Annotated in this window: 23 protein-coding genes; 19 read left to right on the top strand and 4 right to left on the bottom strand. The window is 45.9% G+C overall.

The genetic code is table 11. The features are described from left to right. Nucleotides 1-199 precede the first annotated feature (199 nt). The 7 genes from mlaF to murA are packed head-to-tail and all read left to right on the top strand — an operon-like array spanning nucleotide 200 to nucleotide 4831. On the top strand, nucleotides 200-1018 hold the full coding sequence (gene mlaF / locus L5L97_RS10060; protein WP_063882287.1) for a phospholipid ABC transporter ATP-binding protein MlaF: 819 nt from the start codon (nucleotides 200-202) through the stop codon (nucleotides 1016-1018). Then, the gene (gene mlaE, locus L5L97_RS10055; RefSeq protein WP_105251396.1) at nucleotides 1015-1800 is read left to right on the top strand and encodes a lipid asymmetry maintenance ABC transporter permease subunit MlaE; all 786 of its coding nucleotides are present in this window, start codon (nucleotides 1015-1017) and stop codon (nucleotides 1798-1800) included. The genes mlaF and mlaE overlap by 4 nt, the downstream gene beginning before the upstream one ends. 56 nt (nucleotides 1801-1856) lie before the next feature. Further along, nucleotides 1857-2330, top strand: coding sequence for an outer membrane lipid asymmetry maintenance protein MlaD (gene mlaD, locus L5L97_RS10050; RefSeq protein WP_028759401.1), 474 nt, complete (start codon nucleotides 1857-1859; stop codon nucleotides 2328-2330). Between the two features lie 11 nt (nucleotides 2331-2341). Beyond that, nucleotides 2342-3004, top strand: a complete 663-nt coding sequence (locus L5L97_RS10045) for a phospholipid-binding protein MlaC (RefSeq protein ID WP_105251397.1) — start codon at nucleotides 2342-2344, stop codon at nucleotides 3002-3004. Further along, a complete protein-coding gene (locus L5L97_RS10040) occupies nucleotides 3001-3285 on the top strand; it encodes a lipid asymmetry maintenance protein MlaB (RefSeq protein ID WP_263181744.1) in 285 nt (94 codons plus the stop codon). Before L5L97_RS10045 ends, L5L97_RS10040 begins: the two co-directional genes overlap by 4 nt. A gap of 19 nt (nucleotides 3286-3304) precedes the next feature. Next, a complete protein-coding gene (locus L5L97_RS10035; RefSeq protein WP_006086065.1) occupies nucleotides 3305-3562 on the top strand; it encodes a BolA family protein in 258 nt (85 codons plus the stop codon). Between the two features lie 9 nt (nucleotides 3563-3571). Next, entirely contained in the window at nucleotides 3572-4831 is a 1260-nt protein-coding gene (murA, locus tag L5L97_RS10030; protein WP_105251399.1) for a UDP-N-acetylglucosamine 1-carboxyvinyltransferase, read from the top strand. 97 nt (nucleotides 4832-4928) lie between these two features. Here murA and degS read toward each other — a convergent pair whose 3' ends face one another. After that, the gene (gene degS, locus L5L97_RS10025) at nucleotides 4929-6011 is read right to left on the bottom strand and encodes an outer membrane-stress sensor serine endopeptidase DegS (protein ID WP_105251400.1); all 1083 of its coding nucleotides are present in this window, start codon (nucleotides 6009-6011) and stop codon (nucleotides 4929-4931) included. A gap of 115 nt (nucleotides 6012-6126) precedes the next feature. Next, complete coding sequence (degQ, locus tag L5L97_RS10020; RefSeq protein WP_131524126.1) at nucleotides 6127-7479, bottom strand: Do family serine endopeptidase DegQ; 1353 nt, start codon at nucleotides 7477-7479, stop codon at nucleotides 6127-6129. Nucleotides 7480-7891: 412 nt separating this feature from the next. Between degQ and zapE the strand changes: the two genes are divergently transcribed. The 8 genes from zapE to rlmB all read left to right on the top strand — a co-directional run bounded on the left by zapE (nucleotide 7892) and on the right by rlmB (nucleotide 15797). Further along, nucleotides 7892-9004: a cell division protein ZapE gene (zapE, locus tag L5L97_RS10015; protein WP_263142838.1), complete on the top strand. Its 1113-nt coding sequence runs from the start codon at nucleotides 7892-7894 to the stop codon at nucleotides 9002-9004. A gap of 290 nt (nucleotides 9005-9294) precedes the next feature. Continuing rightward, nucleotides 9295-9723 carry a 50S ribosomal protein L13 gene (rplM, locus tag L5L97_RS10010; protein WP_105251403.1) on the top strand — a complete coding sequence of 143 codons (429 nt, stop codon included), beginning with the start codon at nucleotides 9295-9297 and terminating at the stop codon, nucleotides 9721-9723. Nucleotides 9724-9737: 14 nt separating this feature from the next. Further along, the gene (gene rpsI, locus L5L97_RS10005) at nucleotides 9738-10130 is read left to right on the top strand and encodes a 30S ribosomal protein S9 (protein ID WP_006083052.1); all 393 of its coding nucleotides are present in this window, start codon (nucleotides 9738-9740) and stop codon (nucleotides 10128-10130) included. 137 nt (nucleotides 10131-10267) lie between these two features. Beyond that, nucleotides 10268-10456, top strand: coding sequence for a DUF2065 domain-containing protein (locus L5L97_RS10000; protein ID WP_105251404.1), 189 nt, complete (start codon nucleotides 10268-10270; stop codon nucleotides 10454-10456). Nucleotides 10457-10528: 72 nt separating this feature from the next. Further along, nucleotides 10529-11824: an adenylosuccinate synthase gene (locus L5L97_RS09995; RefSeq protein ID WP_028759421.1), complete on the top strand. Its 1296-nt coding sequence runs from the start codon at nucleotides 10529-10531 to the stop codon at nucleotides 11822-11824. 112 nt (nucleotides 11825-11936) lie between these two features. Next, nucleotides 11937-12593, top strand: coding sequence for a flagellar protein MotX (gene motX, locus L5L97_RS09990; RefSeq protein WP_113939975.1), 657 nt, complete (start codon nucleotides 11937-11939; stop codon nucleotides 12591-12593). Nucleotides 12594-12632: 39 nt separating this feature from the next. After that, nucleotides 12633-15056, top strand: coding sequence for a ribonuclease R (rnr, locus tag L5L97_RS09985; protein ID WP_263181726.1), 2424 nt, complete (start codon nucleotides 12633-12635; stop codon nucleotides 15054-15056). Beyond that, nucleotides 15057-15797, top strand: a complete 741-nt coding sequence (rlmB, locus tag L5L97_RS09980; RefSeq protein ID WP_263164665.1) for a 23S rRNA (guanosine(2251)-2'-O)-methyltransferase RlmB — start codon at nucleotides 15057-15059, stop codon at nucleotides 15795-15797. Between the two features lie 128 nt (nucleotides 15798-15925). On the opposite strand, the gene L5L97_RS09975 is transcribed toward rlmB, so the two are convergent. Both L5L97_RS09975 and L5L97_RS09970 read right to left on the bottom strand, forming a co-directional pair. Continuing rightward, nucleotides 15926-17368: an MFS transporter gene (locus L5L97_RS09975; RefSeq protein ID WP_263181725.1), complete on the bottom strand. Its 1443-nt coding sequence runs from the start codon at nucleotides 17366-17368 to the stop codon at nucleotides 15926-15928. 242 nt (nucleotides 17369-17610) lie between these two features. After that, a complete protein-coding gene (locus L5L97_RS09970) occupies nucleotides 17611-18354 on the bottom strand; it encodes a YdiY family protein (protein WP_263181724.1) in 744 nt (247 codons plus the stop codon). Between the two features lie 213 nt (nucleotides 18355-18567). On the opposite strand from L5L97_RS09970, the gene rpsF reads away from it, so the two are divergent. The 4 genes from rpsF to rplI are packed head-to-tail and all read left to right on the top strand — an operon-like array spanning nucleotide 18568 to nucleotide 20006. Then, nucleotides 18568-18963, top strand: a complete 396-nt coding sequence (rpsF, locus tag L5L97_RS09965) for a 30S ribosomal protein S6 (RefSeq protein ID WP_105251410.1) — start codon at nucleotides 18568-18570, stop codon at nucleotides 18961-18963. Nucleotides 18964-18971: 8 nt separating this feature from the next. Next, the gene (gene priB / locus L5L97_RS09960) at nucleotides 18972-19277 is read left to right on the top strand and encodes a primosomal replication protein N (RefSeq protein WP_105251411.1); all 306 of its coding nucleotides are present in this window, start codon (nucleotides 18972-18974) and stop codon (nucleotides 19275-19277) included. Between the two features lie 12 nt (nucleotides 19278-19289). Then, entirely contained in the window at nucleotides 19290-19517 is a 228-nt protein-coding gene (gene rpsR, locus L5L97_RS09955) for a 30S ribosomal protein S18 (RefSeq protein ID WP_006083042.1), read from the top strand. Between the two features lie 36 nt (nucleotides 19518-19553). Continuing rightward, nucleotides 19554-20006, top strand: a complete 453-nt coding sequence (gene rplI / locus L5L97_RS09950) for a 50S ribosomal protein L9 (protein ID WP_113939970.1) — start codon at nucleotides 19554-19556, stop codon at nucleotides 20004-20006. The last annotated feature ends 35 nt before the right edge of the window (nucleotides 20007-20041 follow it).

Raw genomic sequence — 20041 nt, 5'->3', positions numbered from 1 at the left:
ACATTAAGTAACATTTTACCTGTGCAGAGTGAAAACTTAGGGCGCATTTTCGCTGTAAATGAGGCAAATTGAAAGTATCGGAGGGCGATAGTGTCGATTCGGTTGTAGGTTAAAGCGCAATTACGTACAATTTGCGGCTCTTCGATTGGTCAGTCTCGGAAGACTAGGATCACCTCATTTGCAAATGTCGGAATCAAGCATGACTCAAGAACAAACGCCGTTGGTTGAGATCCGTAATTTGGGGTTTAGCCGCGGTCAGCGTGTGATATATGAAGATATTAGCCTGTCCATTCCAAGGGGCAAGGTGACGGCGATCATGGGGCCGAGCGGCATAGGCAAAACGACCCTGTTGAAATTGATTGGCGGCCAATTAACGCCTGATCATGGACAAGTGTTATTCGACGGTCACGATATCCATGGCGTGAGTCGTAATGAATTATTTAGTCTGCGTAAGCGGATGAGCATGCTGTTTCAAAGTGGTGCGCTGTTTACCGACATTAATGTGTTCGATAACGTGGCGTTTGCGCTGCGTGAACATTCTGGACTGCCTGAAGACATTATTCGCACTATCGTGCTGATGAAGCTTGAAGCCGTAGGTTTACGTGGTGCCGCTCAGATGATGCCAAGCGAATTGTCCGGTGGTATGCAACGCCGCGCCGCATTAGCTAGAGCCATAGCGCTTGAACCTGAAATGGTGATGTACGATGAGCCTTTTGCAGGGCAAGACCCAATATCGATGGGCGTGTTAGTAAAGCTTATTCGTGAGTTATCCGATGCGCTGAATCTGACTTCCATTGTGGTGTCCCACGATGTGGATGAAGTGCTTGGCATTGCCGATTATGTATATGTGGTGGCTGACAAAAAAGTCATCGCCCACGGTACCCCTGAAGAATTAAAGTACGCTGATAATCCGCAGCTGAAACAGTTTATTCAAGGTGCTCCGGACGGCCCTGTGCCGTTCCATTATCCGGCAAATGATTACCAGCAAGAATTAATGGCAAAAGGAGTTGGCAAGTGAAGTTAATCGACAGTATTGCCGACTTAGGCCGCAGCGCGATTGAGCTAGTGCTCGGTTTTGGCCGTGCAGGCCTTATGCTGTGGGGCGCGATTTTTCGCTGGCCACGCGTGCGTAAAGGTTTTCCATTATTAGTGCGCCAGATTTATGTGGTCGGTGTGCAATCCATGGTGATTATTTTAGTCTCAGGACTCTTTATCGGCATGGTGCTCGCACTGCAAGGCTACAACATCTTAGTTGGTTTTGGCACCGAAGAAAGCTTAGGTCCTATGGTGGCGCTCAGTTTACTGCGTGAGTTAGGGCCAGTTGTTACCGCGTTATTGTTTGCGGGACGGGCGGGTTCAGCATTAACCGCTGAAATTGGTTTAATGAAAAGTACTGAGCAGCTTTCTAGTTTAGAAATGATGGCGATTGACCCATTAAGGCAGATTATTGCACCGCGCTTTTGGGCTGGAGTGATCAGTATGCCATTGCTGGCGTTGATGTTTACCGCTGTAGGTATTTATGGCGGGCACCTTGTTGGCGTGGAATGGAAAGGGATCGACAGTGGTGCGTTTTGGTCGATTCTGCAGGCGTCTGTCGAATGGCGTCAGGACATAGTTAACTGCTTGATCAAAAGTGGTGTGTTTGCCGTAGTGGTCACTTGGATTGCGTTATATCGCGGTTATCAAGTGATCCCAAATCCGGAAGGCATCAGCCGTGCAACGACCCAGACTGTCGTTCAGTCGAGCCTCGCTGTATTGGCATTGGATTTTTTACTGACAGCCCTGATGTTTGGCCGCTAACGGAACACTGCGGATTTCGACACAGGTTAGATGGATTAACAGAGTGGTAGCTGAACATGTTGACACGAAAAATTGAATTATTAGTGGGTGTGTTTCTTTTAACAGGATTGGCCGCTTTTTTGGTCTTAGTCTTTAACGTCGCCAATATTGAAGTGAAAAGCAGCGATAGCACTTATACCATACAAGCCAATTTTACCAACATTGGTGGTTTGAAGGTGCGTTCGCCAGTCAAGGTTGGCGGTGTTGTCGTTGGCCGAGTGAGCAGCATAGATTTAGACCCAGTTAAGTTAGTGGCTGTGGTCACATTAGTGATGGACAAGCGTTACGATAAATTCCCTGAAACCAGTAGTTTAGCCATTTTGACTTCGGGTTTGTTGGGCGAACAATTCTTAGGGTTAACACCGGGTTTTGTCGACGATGATGTCAGTATGCTGAAAGATGGCGATAAGATTGACGACACTCGCTCGGCATTAGTGTTGGAGGAGCTGATTGGTCAGTTCTTATATAGTATGGGTTCGAAGGATAAATAGGGGTTACCGCTATGTTTAAAAACTTATCTCGTTTTTTATTGCCGTTAGTGATGGTTTTAGGGGCAACGAGCGCAGTCGCCGCTGATGTGGTTGTCGATACGACAGATCCGTATGCCATGGTGAAAGCCGTTGCCAATAAAACCTTCGATCGTTTTCACAAAGATAAAGCATTAATCGACGCAAATTCAGACCATTTAAAGGTGATTGTTCGTGAAGAACTCATGCCTTATGTCGATTATAAATACGCTTCTTATAAGGTATTAGGCCAATATCTTAAGGATTCAACCGAAGAGCAACGCAATCGTTTCGTCAATGCTTTTGAAGGTTATTTAATCTCTACTTATGCCCAAGCCTTTACTGAATATACTAATCAAAAAGTGGAATTCTCACCTGGGATTGATTTCAGCAAAGAGAAAATGGTCGATGTAAACGTGCAGATCATCGAAGCTGGTCGCCCGCCGATTAAACTGCTGTTTAAGGCGCGCCGTTTAAAGGATGACTCATGGAAGGCATTTGATTTAGTTGCCGAAGGTGTGAGCTTACTGTCTTCTAAGCAGTCGGAAATCTCTAATCTAATTCGCCAACAGGGTATCGATCCTGTGATTAAGATGCTCGAAGATCGCACTAAAGAGAAAGTGGTCATGAAGGCTAAGTCAGGGAAGTCACAGTCGTGATTGAATTTGTGCAACAGGGGACAGTTTGTCATCTCAAAGGGCGCATAACCCAAGCCGATGTCATTACACTTTGGCCACAGCGGCAACAACTGCTGAATGAGTCAACCCAGATATTGTCTCTGTCTGGGCTCGAATACAGTGATAGCGCTGGCATGGCATTTTTGCTGGCGTTAGTGCGTGAACATCGCAGCCAACTTGTATTGAGTTCTGCTTCAGCACAACTTAAAAAACTAATTGATTTATATGATTTAGATGCCTTCTTTACCGAAGAAGCGCATTGAGAATAGGGTAATAGATTTCATGGAATGCAGCTTAATCGAACAGATTTTACGTGATGCGTTAGGGCTTGAAGAAGTTCACGCTAGCTCGGATGGTAGCCATTATAAAGTGATCGCCGTAGGTGAATGCTTCGATGGTATGAGCCGAGTCAAACAGCAACAAGCCATTTATGCACCGTTGACGGCACACATTGCCAGCGGTGAATTACATGCATTAACGATCAAAACTTTCACGCCGACTCAATGGAAACGCGAAAAAGTTTTCAACATGCCTAGCTAGTGAGGAAAAGTGGATAAACTAACAATTCAGGCAAGCCCCCCGCTTGCCGGTGATGTGATTATTTCGGGTGCTAAAAATGCAGCTTTGCCTATTCTGATGGCCGGTGTATTGGCTGAAACCGATTTTGTGGTTTCTAACGTGCCCAATCTGCGTGATGTGAGTACGAGCTGTAAATTATTACGCTGTCTCGGCGCTGAAGTGACTGAACTCGGTGACGGACAGATCCGCATTTCTACCACTAATCTGAATGAGTTTTGCGCTCCCTATGATCTCGTGAAAACCATGCGTGCTTCTATCTTGATCTTAGGGCCGTTATTGGCTCGCTATGGTACGGCTGATGTGTCATTGCCTGGCGGCTGTGCCATTGGCGCAAGACCAGTGAACTTGCACTTACATGGCCTTGAAATGATGGGCGCCAAGATTGAAGTGAAAGAAGGTTATATCAAGGCCCGTGTTGATGGTCGTCTTAAAGGCGCACATATCTTTATGGACATGGTGAGTGTTGGTGCGACCGAAAACTTACTGATGGCCGCAGCATTAGCCGATGGCGAAACCGTGATTGAAAACGCGGCCCGTGAACCTGAAGTGATCGATCTCGCTAATTGCTTAATTGCCATGGGTGCAAAAATCACTGGTGTAGGCAGTGCGACATTGCGTATTCAAGGGGTTGAGCGTTTACAGGGCTGTAATTACCGCGTGATGCCAGATCGTATCGAAACCGGTTCATTTTTGGTGGCCGCTGCGGTGACCCGTGGTCGCATTCGTTGTTTAAAAGCCGATCCTGCTTCACTTGAGTCGGTTATCGCTAAGCTTGAAGATGCAGGCGCGACGATTACTACGGGCGAAGATTGGATTGAGCTCGATATGCAGGGTAAACGTCCGAAGGCGGTGAATATCAAGACGGCACCTTATCCTGGTTTCCCAACCGATATGCAGGCGCAGTTTTGTGTGCTCAATGCCTTAGCACAAGGTACGGCAACCATAACTGAGACTATCTTCGAAAATCGTTTTATGCATGTGCCTGAACTTATCCGTATGGGCGCTACCATGGAGCTTGAAGGTAATACCTGCATCATTCAAGGGATTGAATCTTTAAGTGGTGCGCAGGTGATGGCGACGGATTTACGTGCGTCAGCGAGTCTAGTGATTGCGGGCTTAGTGGCCGATGGTAAGACGATTGTCGATCGTATCTATCACTTAGATCGTGGCTATGAGCATATTGAGAATAAGTTTCAAGGTTTAGGCGCACAGGTTGTGCGTATTCAGTGATCTGTTACTGACTTAAGCTAATTTTGAATCATTAAAAAACCAGCTAAAAGCTGGTTTTTTGTTTTCTGCAGTTGAGCTCGTAATACTGAGTGACACTCTAGTTATCGATCACAACCTTCTCATCGATAATCACAGGCAACTCTTGTTGTTTACCTTGGCGTATCACAGTCATCATCACTTTCTTACCCGGTGTGGTTTCAGCGATGCGGTCCATTAGCATTTCAACGCCTGGCACATCTTCACCATCGTATTTAATAATCACATCCCTTGGCATTAGCAGGGCTCGGGCCGCAGGGCCATTAGGATCGACACCCGTAACGAGCACACCTTTGAGATCGGGTAGATTAAGGATTTGTGCCACCACAGGATTAATCGGCTCGCCAGAAATTCCTAAGGCACCACGGATCACGCGGCCGTTTTTAATCAACTTACCCATAATGCTGTGGGCTAATTTAATCGGGATAGCGAAGTTAATCCCATGGCCGCCACCTTCTTCACCCACTTGGAATGCTGCGGTATTAATACCGATAAGGCTGCCGTTAGTGTCAATGAGTGCGCCACCCGAGTTACCCGCATTAATCGCTGCATCGGTTTGTAGGAAGTCTAAGTAACCTGAACTTAAGCCGTTGCGCCCCGTGGCACTGATGATGCCTTGGGTAATGGTTTGGCCTAAATTGTAGGGATTACCAATAGCGAGTACGACATCACCGACTTGAGGCGGACTGTCGAGATTAACGGGGACAATTGGTAAGTTATCGCCTTCAATTTTGAGTACCGATAAATCGGTTTCAGGATCGAAACCAACCACTTCAGAGGTAAATTTGCGTCCATCTTGCAGGGCGACAACAATCTCATCGGCCTTCTTAATGACATGATAATTAGTGAGAATATAACCTTCTTTACTCATTATCACCCCAGAGCCTAGACCTTGAAGTGAGCCTGAATTAAGCGGCCGATTTTGATCTATGCTGAGGCTATAAATATTTACAACGGCAGGAGCTGCACGGCGTACCGCCTTGGCAAAGGATAGCTCGACTGTGTTGTTGGCACGGGTTTGTAGCAGACTACTGCCGAGGGATTGGTTATCGAAATAACGTGTCACCAATAAAAACATGGCCGCCATGATAAGGCCGAAAAGGGTGGCTTTACCGAGATATAACAGAGTGTCTTTTATAGTCATGGCAGGATGGATCTAGAAAAAGGTGAGTTAGATTAACATGTTTAATCGATGTAAGCATAGGGAACCTAAGCTCCCTATGCTTATCTATGGCAGAAAAAATGGCCTATTTTGTCGATTAACGTAGGACTAAATACAACATGCTCTTATCACGCATTATCTTCAGTGCAACGGCACCTTCTTGATCTTTAAGTTGTGCTTTAAGTGTCTTAAGATCTTTAATCGCAGTACGGTTAATACCGACAATCACATCTCCTTTTTGTAAGCCACTCATGGCCGCTGGTGAGCCTTGTGCGACATCGGTAATTTCAATGCCCTTAGATGAGTTTTCTAAGGACGCACCTTGCAGCATAGGATGCACGGCACCAGCCGCTGTTTCACTGGTTTGGCTCGCTTCACCTAAGGTCACTTTAACTGTTTTCTTATCACCGTCACGGATGAGTCCTAACTCAACGTTAGCACCTGCACCCATAGTGGCGACTTTAGCCCGCAGTTCTTGGAATGACTTAATACCACGGCCATCAACGCTGATGATGATATCACCTGCTTTTATACCGGCCTTCTCTGCGGCACTGCCCTTGGCTACTTCATTCACGAAGCCACCGTGTTGAGTGTCTAAACCGAAACCTTGGGCGAGTTGGCTATCGAGATCACGTCCCGAAATACCTAATACACCGCGGCGTACTTCTCCGTGTTCGGCAATTTGTGCCACGAGGTTTTTCACCATATTAGCAGGGATGGCAAAGCCAATACCGACGTTACCGCCGCCCGGTGCTACGATTGCCGTGTTAATCCCAATTAACTCGCCGTTAAGATTGACGAGTGCGCCACCCGAGTTACCACTGTTAATCGCAGCATCGGTTTGAATAAAGTTTTCCAGCATTTCAATGCCTAAGCCGCTACGGCCTAAAGCACTAACAATGCCCGAGGTGACGGTTTGACCTAAGCCGAAGGGGTTACCAATGGCAACGGCAAAGTCACCTACGCGTAAATCATCGGAATCAGAGGATTTGATTGCGATGAGATTTTTCGCTTCAATTTGCAATAATGCGATATCTGACTCTGAGTCAGTACCAATCAGTTTTGCTTTTACTTCACGGCCATCGTGAAGACCAACTTGAATATCATCAGCACCGTCAATCACATGGTTGTTCGTGACGATATAGCCTTTTTCTGCGTCAATAATGACGCCTGAGCCTAAGCCTCTAAAAGGACGTTCTTGCACTTGCTCTTGTGGCGCATTAGGGCCGAAAAAGTAACGGAAAACATCAGGTACTCTTTGCTTAGAAACATGAGTCCCCGTTACTGCTACTGATACGACTGCGGGCGTCGTACGCTCAAGCATAGGCGCAAGACTTGGAATGGATTGTCCCTCAACCGTCTGTGGAATGGCGGCCTGTGAGACGACAGGCATTATAGTCAGGGTCGCGGCTAACATTGCGGCTGAAAGTACAGATAATTTTGTTTTCATCTATTCATAACTCCAAATAAGGGTTGAAAGATCTGGATGTAATGCATCAGCAATCGTGCGAGTGCCAGATCAAATCTGTATCGGTACCGGCTATTTGCCTAGGTAATCACTCTGACTCGCACCTTATTGAAAAAGTTCATTATATTAATAAATGTTAATTTTTTTAGCCTATTTTGTCGGCTGTTTCATACTTGTTTCTGAACAGAAATCTGTGGGCGAGATTAGGATTTTTCAAGCCCCAATATTAGCGGATTTTGCCGATTAAAATGACCTACAGCATAGATGCTTATTAGACGTTTGTATGCAGTTTAGCGTTAAGGTAAAAGTCGTATTCTGCATTAATATATCCTGCGTCATATTGGCCGTGCTAATATCGTCACAGTTTTAATAAAGGACATAAGAGAATTTAAACGTGCCTCAGTTAAGCCCTTGGCAGCATTATCAAAAAGATCTTACCCGTGACGGTTTTTCCCATGATCCGGCTCAAGAAATTGCCGTTAAGGCGTTACAACGTGTCTATGAAGACTTAACTACGGCAGAAGAGCCGAGTTCTATTGTAGGGAAATTGTTTAGCGCATTAGGCTTAAAATCGGCACCAGCATCACCTAAAGGCCTGTATCTTTGGGGCGGAGTTGGGCGCGGTAAAACTTACCTGATGGATACTTTTTTTGATGCCTTGCCTGGCGATCAAAAGCTGCGGGCTCACTTCCATCGTTTCATGCATCAGCTACATTTAGATTTAGATGAGCTGAAAGGCGTGCGCGATCCCTTGTTGGTGATTGCGAAAAAGATGGCTGCAAAATATCGCGTTATCTGTTTCGATGAATTCTTTGTCTCTGATATTACCGATGCCATGCTATTAGGTACGCTGTTTCAAGCGTTATTTAAAGAAGGCGTTGTACTGGTTGCAACCTCGAATATTATCCCCGACGACTTATACAAAAATGGCTTACAGCGCGCACGTTTCTTACCTGCGATAGCTCTAATTAATCAACATTGTGAAGTGCTCAATGTGGATTCTGGCATTGACTATCGATTGCGTACCCTTGAGCAAGCAGAGATTTATCATCATCCATTAGATGCACAAGCTGATGCCAATCTTATACGTTATTTTAGTCAGTTAGCGCCTGAGTCTGAGGTGCTTACTGCTGACATCGAAATAGAAGGCCGCAGTATTAGTATTCGGCAGCAGGCGCAGGGCGTATTGTTGGCCGATTTTAGAGCGCTCTGTGATGGTCCACGAAGCCAGCGTGATTACATGGAACTTGCGCGGATTTATCACACTGTCCTCGTGAGTGGCATAGAACAAATGGGCGCCTTTTTGACTGGCGATGACATCGCCAGACGTTTTTTAGCTATGGTCGACGAATTTTACGAGCGCAATGTAAAGCTGATTGTATCGGCTCAAGTGCCACTCGAAGATATTTATGCCGATGGTTTGCTTAACTTCGAATTTAGGCGTTGCCGTTCGCGCTTAATTGAGATGCAATCCCACGATTATTTAAAAACCGAACACCTGCCGTAACCCAGTAGTGTAAGAGTTTTGCATTAGCTGCGGCCTTAAATCACCAGAGGCTTGTTAATCCTTAGGATGACAAGCCAGATTGGTCGATATTTTATAATTTTTATCAAAATATCAGGTGATTTTTAACTCAGCTTTGTCTATACTCCGCCACCTGCCCACGTTACTCCGCCAATTGGGCGGAAGTTGTAAGCCGAAGTCGGTGCTCGAAGGGGTACTAAAAGGCAATTTTGTGTTGTTTGCAAATGCAGACAACATGTGAGACAGAAAATTAACTTTGGGTTTTTGTAATAATGAAGACTTTTACTGCTACACCAGAAACTGTAACTCGTGACTGGTTCGTCGTCGACGCAGACGGCAAAACTTTAGGTCGTATCGCTACTGAAATCGCTGTCCGTTTACGCGGTAAGCATAAGCCAGAATACACTCCACACGTTGATACTGGTGATTACATCATCGTTGTTAATGCTGAAAAAGTGACTGTTACTGGTAACAAAGCGAAAGGCAAAACGTACTACTCGCATTCAGGCTTCCCTGGTGGCATTAAGCAAATCAGCTTTGAAAAGCTGCAAGCGCAAAAGCCAGAAATGATCATCGAGAAAGCAGTTAAGGGTATGTTACCAAAAGGTCCTCTGGGCCGTGCCATGTTCCGTAAACTGAAAGTTTACGCTGGCGCAGAACATAACCACACTGCACAACAACCTCAAGTTCTTGATATCTAAACGGGATTAAGCAAATGGCTGCAACTCAGTACTACGGCACTGGCCGTCGCAAAACCTCTACAGCTCGCGTTTTCGCTAAAGCAGGTAGTGGCAACATCGTTGTAAATCAACGTCCTTTGGATCAGTATTTTGGTCGTGAAACTGCTCGTATGGTTGTTCGTCAACCTTTAGAGTTAGTTGAAATGACTGACAAGCTGGACATCTATGTAACTGTTAAAGGCGGTGGTATCACTGGCCAAGCAGGCGCAATCCGTCACGGTATTACCCGTGCTCTGATGCAATTAGATGAAGCACTGCGTCCATCACTTCGTTCTGCTGGTTTCGTTACCCGTGACGCTCGTAAAGTTGAGCGTAAGAAAGTGGGTCTACGTAAAGCACGTCGTAAGCCACAATTCTCTAAGCGTTAATTCGTTTTTGGAATATCAAAAAACCCAGCCTATGCTGGGTTTTTTATTGGCTAAAAATGACGGTATAAGAAAACTCTTTGGTTGGAGTATGCTGATATACAATAAATTTATATTAAGCGAGTGAGTTTGAGGTAAGCATGACTTTTCAGATTTTTATGCTAGCAGTGGCACTTGTGTTGGTTTTGGAAGGCCTTGGGCCATTATTATTCCCAAATAAATGGCGTCGTTATTTAAATGAACTCTCCCATCAAAATCAGCAAGTTATCCAGCGACTTGGTGGGGCATTAGTCACTGCTGGAGTCGTCATTTGGGTTATTTTTGCGTGAAAAATAGCCTGCTTGCCCTTATTAACTAAGATCTGTTAAAATTCTTTTTTAACCGCAACCTTGCAGCAAATAATGGGCAAAAACGTAGTTGTTCTCGGCACCCAATGGGGTGACGAAGGAAAAGGTAAGATTGTCGACCTTCTAACAGAACAGGCAAAATATGTAGTTCGCTATCAAGGCGGCCACAATGCTGGTCATACCTTGGTTATCGACGGTGAAAAAACCGTTCTTCATCTGATCCCATCGGGTATCCTGCGCGATAATGTGAAATGCATTATTGGCAACGGTGTGGTGCTTGCACCTGACGCCCTGATGAAAGAGATCAACATGCTGAAAGATCGTGGAGTTCCTGTTGAGGAACGTCTGTTGATCTCTGAAGCGTGTCCGCTGATCCTTCCCTTCCATTGTGCCCTTGATATTGCCCGTGAAAAAGCGCGCGGTAATAAAGCTATTGGTACAACTGGCCGTGGTATTGGACCTGCGTATGAAGACAAGATCTCTCGTCGCGGTCTGCGAGTAGGCGACCTGTTCAATGCTGAACTGTTTGCTGAAAAGCTGAAAGAAGTTATGAAATATCATAACTTTATGCTGACAGAGTACTATCAAGTCGAAGCGGTTGATTACGAGCAAACGCTAGCAGATGCTTTGGCTATGGCCGATTATCTGAAGAGCATGTGTGTTGATGTGACTGAATTATTGGATACTGCGCGTAAAGCCGGTGAGCCAATTTTGTTCGAAGGCGCTCAAGGTACATTACTCGACATTGACCACGGAACATACCCATTTGTAACTTCTTCAAATACCACTGCCGGTGGTGTTGCGACGGGTTCAGGTTTTGGTCCGCGTCACTTAGACTATGTCTTAGGTATCATGAAGGCTTACACCACTCGCGTAGGTGCAGGTCCATTCCCAACTGAACTATTATGTGAAGTCGGTGATCATTTAGGTACTAAAGGTCATGAGTTTGGTGCGACAACGGGTCGTAAGCGTCGTCCAGGTTGGTTGGATGCTGTGGCAATGCGCCGCGCAGTTCAAATCAACAGTGTTAGCGGCTTCTGCTTGACTAAGTTAGATGTACTTGATGGTCTGAAAGAAGTGAAGATTTGTGTCGGTTATCAGAATCCTGATGGCACTATCTCTAAAGTCACTCCGCTGGCCGCTGAAGGTTATGAACTGGTTACGCCGGTTTATGAAACTATGCCGGGTTGGAGCGAGTCGACTTTTGGCGCGACATCAATTGAGCAACTGCCTCAAGCAGCGATCAATTATATCAAGCGTCTTGAAGAGTTATTAGAAACACCTATCGACATTATCTCTACGGGTCCTGATCGTAACGAAACCATGATTTTGGTTAATCCGTTTAATTAAGATCTGTTAAGGCCGTGTTTCACGGCCTTTTTCTCTGCTTCTTTATGCCTTTCTCTGTTTTATTCTGCGGTTAGAAATTCAGCTCAAGCTCAAGAAATAGGTTATACTGCCGATGCAAGTATTCATCCTACTGTCATTGAGAGTCGTTATGCTACGTACAGCACTCGTTGCGCTACTGCCTTTAGTATCTTCAATGTGCTTTGCTGAAACGCAGGCGGTAGATATTTATAGTCAAGATCAATTGCTTGATTTGATCCGTAGTAATCAATACTTAGCGAAAGTGAAACGTGATGATTGCCAGTTAGTCCAAGACATTGAGGCGCGAGCCCAAGTCTTAAAACAGCCTTTATATCAATTTCTTTGGGGCGAAATGCTCAATCATGGAACGTGTGTGAAGGCTAACCCTGTGAAGGGTATTGCTTTGTTACGTGACTCGGCCGAACAAGGTAGCTCAGAAGCGATGTTAAAGCTTGCCGAGTATTATCAGAGTGGGAAATTTGTCATCCGCAATAAAGACAGAGCAGTGCATTATTTACTGCCTGCGGCTGCAAGTGGCAGTTTATCCGCTCGTATGATGTTAGTTCGTTTATTCGGTGAAGGTTATGGTAGTCCTAGGGATTACGAGATGGCCTATCACTGGTTATATAACGATGTATTTGCGGACGAGGCGACTAAGAATAAAGCCTTGTCTTTACTGCAGGTGTTAGCAGCTAAAATGCCCCCCAGTGCAGTGGCGCGGGCCCAGCAAGAACAGTTGCGAACCCGTTAAGTGGTCTCTTAATCTAGAGACACATTATTTGGATATTGAATGATCAAAGACCCTCATTTTGAGCGTGAACAGGATAAGTACGAAAACCCTATCCCAAGCCGTGAGTATATTCTCGATTACTTACGTTCTCAAAAATCACCTATCACTCGTGACAGCATTGCCGCGGCGTTAAACATCCAAGAGGAAGAACAACTTGAGGCCTTGCGCCGTCGCCTACGTGCGATGGAACGCGATGGCGAACTGGTGTTCACTCGTGGGCAGAGCTATGGCTTACCCGAGAAAATGGATCTGATCCCCGGCACTGTGCTCGGACACAGAGAAGGCTTCGGCTTTTTCAAACCCGATGAAGGCGGTGATGACTTATTTATTTCGAACCGCGACATGCTGATGTATTTCCACGGTGATAAAGTGCTGGCGCAAAAAGCGGGCACAGATCGTCGTGGCCGTCGCGAAGCGCGTTTGGTTCGTCTGATCCAGCCGCGAAGTGCCGCGATTGTTGGCCGTTATCATGTCGATAGCGGTATGGCATTTGTCATTGCCGATGATAAGCGTATTACCCAAGAAATTTTAGTCGCGAATGAAGATCGCAACGGCGCCCGCCAAGGCGATGTGGTTGTGGTTGAATTAACGCGTCGCCCTGGCCGTTTTGTTAAGGCTGCGGGTAAAGTGACTGAAGTGCTCGGCAAGCAAATGGCGCCGGGGATGGAAATTGAAATTGCCCTGCGTAATTATGATTTACCCCATACTTGGTCACCTGTGATCGAGAAGAAACTGCGCCGTATTCCCGATGAAGTAACCGACGCCGATAAAGTCGGTCGTGTGGATTTACGTCATCTGCCATTAGTGACTATAGACGGTGAAGACGCCCGCGATTTTGACGATGCCGTGTACGCGGAGAAAAAAGCCGGTGGCGGCTGGCGTTTATGGGTTGCGATTGCGGACGTTAGTTATTATGTGCGTACCGATTCTGCCTTAGATACCGAAGCACGTGCCCGTGGTAACTCAGTGTATTTCCCATCACAAGTGATCCCTATGCTGCCGGAGAAAATCTCCAACGGCCTGTGTTCGCTTAATCCCCACGTCGACCGTTTATGTATGGTCGCCGAGATGACCGTATCTGCTAAAGGTAAGTTATCAGGTTATAAGTTTTATCCGGCTGTGATGTATTCCCATGCCCGTTTCACTTATACCCAAGTGGCAGCAATGTTAGAAGGCGGCCCCATTGCGCCTGAGCATGAGGCTTTTTTTCCGCATTTGCAGTGTTTACAGTCATTGTATTTAGCGCTCGATGAGCAAAGAGCCGAGCGTGGTGCGATTGCGTTTGAAACCATGGAAACGCAGTTCATTTTCAATGAGCAGCGCAAAATTGATAAAATCGTGCCGCGTGGCCGTAATCAAGCCCATAAAATTATTGAAGAATGTATGATTTTAGCCAACGTTTCTGCAGCTAAGTTTGTGAAGAAACACAAAGGCGAAGTCTTGTATCGTGTGCATGAAGCGCCATCCGAGCAAAAATTGGCAAACTTTAAAGAGTTCCTTGCTGAGCGTGGTTTAAGCATGCCCGGTGGACTTGAGCCTACGCCGTCAGATTATCAGAATGTGATGTTGCAAATTGCCGACCGCCCTGATGCTGAACTTATCCAAGTGATGTTACTGCGCTCTATGCGTCAGGCAATTTACACTCCGGATAACGAAGGTCACTTCGGTTTAGCCTTAGAAGAATATGCGCATTTTACCTCGCCCATTCGCCGCTATCCGGATTTAGTGTTACATCGTGTGATCCGTTATTTACTGGCGAAGGAAAGAGGCGAAGCCACTGAGAAGTGGACGCAGGATGGTGGCTATCACTATCAGCTCGATGAGCTCGACCAATTAGGCGAAGAGTGTTCGACCACAGAACGTCGTGCCGATGAAGCGACTCGCGATGTTAGCGATTGGCTCAAGTGCGAGTTTATGCAAGATCACGTCGGCGATACCTTTGAAGCTGTGATTGCCTCAGTGACCAGTTTTGGTTTGTTTGTGCGCTTAAATGAACTGTTTATCGATGGCTTAGTGCATATCTCAAGTCTAGGTAGCGATTACTACCAATTCGACCCTATGCGTCAACGTCTTATCGGTGAGCACACAGGTCAAGTTTATCAAGTCGGCGATCCTGTGACGGTTAAGGTTGCTGCAGTCAACTTAGATGACAGACAGATTGATTTGGTTATGCTGGGTGATGACGGCAAAGGTGGTAAGCGTAAAGCATCTGCCAGCCGTGATAAGCCGATGACAGCCCGTGAGCGCGTTAATCGTGAAGGCGCTAAGCAAGGTAAAGCAGGCAAAACCGCGGCATCTAGCGCCAAGGCTGAAACAGGCAAAACCAAACCTAAGGCCAAAGCTGGCACTAAAGCTAAAAAAGCAGCAGTAAAAGATCCGGCTAAAAAGCCAAAAGCCGCTAAGCGGAGCACGAGAAAGAAATAAATGAAAAAACAAGATATTATTTTTGGGATCCACGCAGTTGAAGCCCTGTTAAAACACAGCCCTGAGCGCATTATTGAGTTGTGGCTGTTACAAGGTCGTGACGATGAGCGCTTAACTGTGCTGGCCGATCAGGCCAAAGCCTTTGGCACGACGATTCAAGTCGCTTCTCGTAAAGCCTTAGATGACAAAGCGGAAAGCAGTCAACATCAAGGCATAGTCGCGCGCGTTAAAGCGGCGAAAGTGTTGAATGAGCAAGATTTAGATGTGCTGCTTGCTAACACTGAGCAAGCATTCCTGTTGATCTTGGATGGTGTGACGGATCCCCATAACTTAGGCGCTTGTCTACGTAATGCTGATGCGGCTGGCGTGCAAGGTATTATCGTGCCTAAAGACAATTCAGTTGGCTTAACTGCGACTGTGAGTAAAGTGGCATGTGGCGCTGCGGAAACAGTGCCTTTATTTCAAGTGACTAATCTTGCGCGCACTATGCGTCACCTGCAGGATAAAGGTGTGTGGATTGTGGGCACTGCGGGCGAGGCAGATTGCGAGCTTTATCAAGCCGATCTCAAGGGGCCATTGGCGATTGCCATGGGTGCGGAAGATAAAGGTTTACGCCGATTAAGCCGTGAGTCTTGCGATTCACTGATCTCTATCCCTATGGCGGGTAGCGTGTCGAGCTTGAACGTATCGGTTGCAACGGGTATTTGTTTGTTTGAAGCAGTGCGTCAGCGTCGTAGCTAATATGCTCACGTTTGCCTGATCTCACACATGGAGTATCAGGCTTTAAGTCACAACCTGCAGTAACCACTGGTCGTAATAAAAAAGGCGGATTAACGATATAAAGTTAATCCGTTTTTTATTGGCCTTTTTTACGTCAGCGCTTTGTCTAGGTTAACCTGATTGCTATCAGTTTCATCTATTTGAGCGGCTTCAGGCTCTGCTTGCTCAATATCGAAACTGAAGGCGAGTTGCTCCTCATCACTGTCATTTGAGTCGATAATATCGTCATCGACACCATCAGCCCCTAAATCATATTCCGCTTCATCTAAGTTAGCACTGGGTGTCATATGTTCTTGAATCGATTCGACATCAACTCGTGGATCCAGCGCTGCCGCCAGTGGTGAAGAGACTAAGTCGCCCGTCGCCATTATGTAGTCTTGGGTGACATTAGTTTCGACTTTTTGCTGTGAATGTACATAACGTAAACGCACAAAGAGTATTAAGGTACAGGCTGACATAAAGCCATATAACATGTTATTGCCAAACCATTGCATTAATGTCGATGCGATAAGCGGACCGATACTGGCGCCTAAGCCGAAGGTTAATAATATTGTTGCTGATAAGCCGACCCGCTCATTTTGCTCTACTCGAGAGTTGGCAAGCGCTGTGGCGAGCGGATAGAAAGTGAAACCTAAAATACCAAATAGGAAAGTCATCACCAGTGAAATCACCGGATGATAGGGGGTTATGGCGATAGCTAAGGCTAAGATACCGAGCAATATGCAGTTGATACGGATAAGGCGACTGCGGGACATAATGTCGGACAATTTTCCCATTGGCCACTGTGCCAGTAATCCCGCTAAAATCGTTGCCGTCATATACGTGGCGACTTTTTCAGGCGGTAAACCTAAGTTACTGGCGTAGGCGGGAGCGAGACCATAAAACGAACCCACTATCATGCTACCAATCGCGATTGTCGTGAGTGCTTGTGGTGCTTTTTTCCAGTAATAGGCAATTTTGAGTGGGGCAGGGACTAAGGGCGCAGGGTGAAGACGACGCGTGAGTGAAATCGGTACGATACAGAGTGAGAAACAAATTGCGATAAGCAGTAGTGGCTCTAGTCCTAATTCGGGGAAAATACTGATCGCACCTTGGCCCAAGATTAAGCCGAAGTAAGATACGATCATATAACTCGCAAACACTGTGCCCCTTTGATTACTTTCAGCTTGTTCGTTAAGCCAACTTTCTAACACCATGTATTGGCACATCATCCCCATGCCGACCACGAGTCTGAGGAGCAGCCAAACCGCTAGCTCATCTACGAGTGCATGGCCTAATGCCGATGCAGCGACTATGCCAGCACTGGCGACAAAGGCGCGGATATGACCCACTTGAGCGATAAGTCGATGACCAATCTTAGAGCCTGCCACTAGGCCAACATAGTAGGCCGACATCATGCCGCCAATCCATATTTGTGGCACATTCATTACTGAGAGCCTGAGCCCAAGATAGGTGGTAAGCAAGCCGCCGGCTAATACCATTAATAATGTGGTGCTATATAAAGAGGCGAAAGTGCGCAGCGGATTAGTCATATACAACTCCGAAAACACAAACTAGATTGATAATGAGGAGTGAGTATATCAGGGGTTAGTGTTTATGTTGTGTTGCAAATTGTTGGTAAATCTTGATTAATTGCGCATTTCTGCTCAAAAAATCACTGAATTATGTCGGAACAACTCAAGGGGATGCTTGTGAAGCATTCACATAGACGCCAGCCGAGTAGGCTATTAGCGTCATGTTAGTCTATGTATTTCGTCGTATTTTTTAAAAGGAGTTATCTAAAAGTGTAAAGCAAGTTGAAGGTGGTGATGGTATCCATAGGTTGGCTTCCTTCTGGTACCACTTCAGTGTATTTGACGTTCATCCCGATCTTAAATGCCCAATCTTGGAACACCAGATTTTTATAGTTCATATCTAAGGTGAGGGTGTTGTTGTTCTCGCCCACTTCCGCGGTGAGATCGGCATTGAGACTGCTGTATTCCTGTAGTTTTTGAGAGAATTTGGCAGCGGTACGAAGAATGACATCTTTTTCGGCATCAGGGCTGGGGATGGTTACCGATTCTGCAGGTAAGTTATATCGATAACCTGGGCCGAACTCGAGACTGAGTTTTGTTTTATAACTACTGATAGCATTGAAACCGTAACCACTCGAAAGCGTTGATATTTGCGTGTAACTACCGAATTGATCCCAAGTAAAATCACCACGTCCGAAGACATAACCCTTAGTCAGTTTATAGTTCGATTGTAACTGTAGCTCATATTTTTCGGAGGTTGTTTGACTTTTTTCTGAGGCAAAATAGGCTTTTAGTGTGGCTTCTTGCTTGGTTTGCTTTGTATCGTAAATCAGTTGGGTTCGACCATTAAAACTGCTGGATTCGGTATTGCCTGTGTTCAGTTGCAAGCCGGCTTCGATTTCCGCGGTAAAATCGCTGGGCGGTTCCTGATAATCAGGTGGAACAAGCGCAAGTGCTGGAAATGAAAGGAAAAACAAACTGATTGGCGCAATAACTTTTAGCATTATGTTTTATTCTTGGTTAGCTGATTTCAGACGTCCGAATGTAGGCGAACCGCCATCATACCTGTATTGATTGGCGAGGCAAAGTTATTGCTTGAGTTTCTGGCTTGCTTTCTGTACTATCTCGCGCTCAAATCAGTCACTATTTTTCGTTCCTTGCCTCCATTTGGTTTGACTGAGCCAATACCGAGGCTACATAACCGTAAGGAGCAATAAATGCGTCATTACGAAATCGTATTTATGGTTCACCCAGATCAAAGTGAACAAGTACCAGGTATGATTGAGCGTTACACAGGTGTTATCACCGAAGCTAACGGCACAATCCACCGTTTAGAAGATTGGGGCCGTCGTCAACTGGCTTACCCAATCCTTGACCTGCATAAAGCTCACTACGTTCTGATGAACGTTGAAGCTAAAGCAGAGACGATCGAAGAGCTAGAAACAGCTTTCCGTTTCAACGACGCAGTTCTGCGTAACATGGTAATGCGTACTAAAGTTGCCGTTACTGAAGCATCTCCAATGGCTAGAGCTAGAGATGAGCGCGATTCACGTCGTGGCCCAGCTGGCGAACGCTCATATGATGAAGCTCACGCTGAAGAAATCGCTGAGTAAGGTAATCTGTGACCACCAATAACTTGGTGTTGTCAGGAACGATAACTCGTTCAAGACGCTTTAAAAGCCCAGCAGGTATTGCACACAGTGTAATTATGTTGGAACACAAATCGCAGCGTTATGAAGCCGAAATGCTCCGCAACGTCTACGTACAAATTCAAGTGATATTGAGTGGCCCACGCTTTGAAAGCGTCGCAGAAGATCTGAAAGCAGGTGTGGAAGTACAAGTGCAAGGCTTTATGACGCTTCAACAGGGGCGTAATGGTCAGAACCGCTTAGTCATCCATGCCGAAAATGTCGAATTGAAAACTTAGGAGACTGTCAACATGGCACGTTATTTCCGTCGTCGCAAGTTCTGCCGTTTCACCGCTGAAGGTGTTGCAGAAATTGATTACAAAGATATCGTTACTTTAAAGAACTACATCACTGAAAGCGGCAAGATTGTTCCTAGCCGTATCACTGGTACTAGTGCTAAATATCAGCGCCAACTAGCTCGCGCTATCAAGCGTGCTCGTTATCTTTCTCTACTGCCATACACTGATTTACATCAGTAATTGCAGTATTCCTAATCGAATATAGAGGATTTGATAATGAACGTTATTCTGCTTGATAAAATCGCTAACCTAGGCAACTTGGGTGACCAAGTTACTGTTAAAGCTGGTTACGCTCGTAACTACCTTTTGCCACAAGGTAAAGCTGTTGTTGCTAACGAAAGCAACGTTAAAGTATTTGAAGCTCGTCGCGCTGAATTAGAAGCTAAATTAGCTGCTGAATTAGCTGCTGCTAACCTACGTGCTGAGAAAATCACTGCACTGGAAGCTGTTGTTATTGCTTCTAAAGCGGGTGATGAAGGCAAACTGTTTGGTTCAGTTGGCAACCGTGACATCGCTGATGCAGTGACTGCTGCTGGTGTTGAGCTGGCTAAATCAGAAGTTCGTTTACCATTAGGCGCTCTGCGTACTACTGGCGACTTCGAAGTTGAAGTTCAGTTACACACTGAAGTTAAAGCTGTTGTTAAAGTTTCTATCGTTGCAGAAGCTTAATTACTCCTTGCTTTAATCTTAGCTTGTATTAAGAG

This window comes from Shewanella sp. SM71, assembly GCF_025653905.1.
In the GTDB taxonomy this organism is placed as follows: Bacteria; Pseudomonadota; Gammaproteobacteria; order Enterobacterales; family Shewanellaceae; genus Shewanella; species Shewanella oncorhynchi.
Note: the sequence above shows the minus strand (reverse complement) of the source record. Positions and strands in the feature narration are given on the sequence as shown.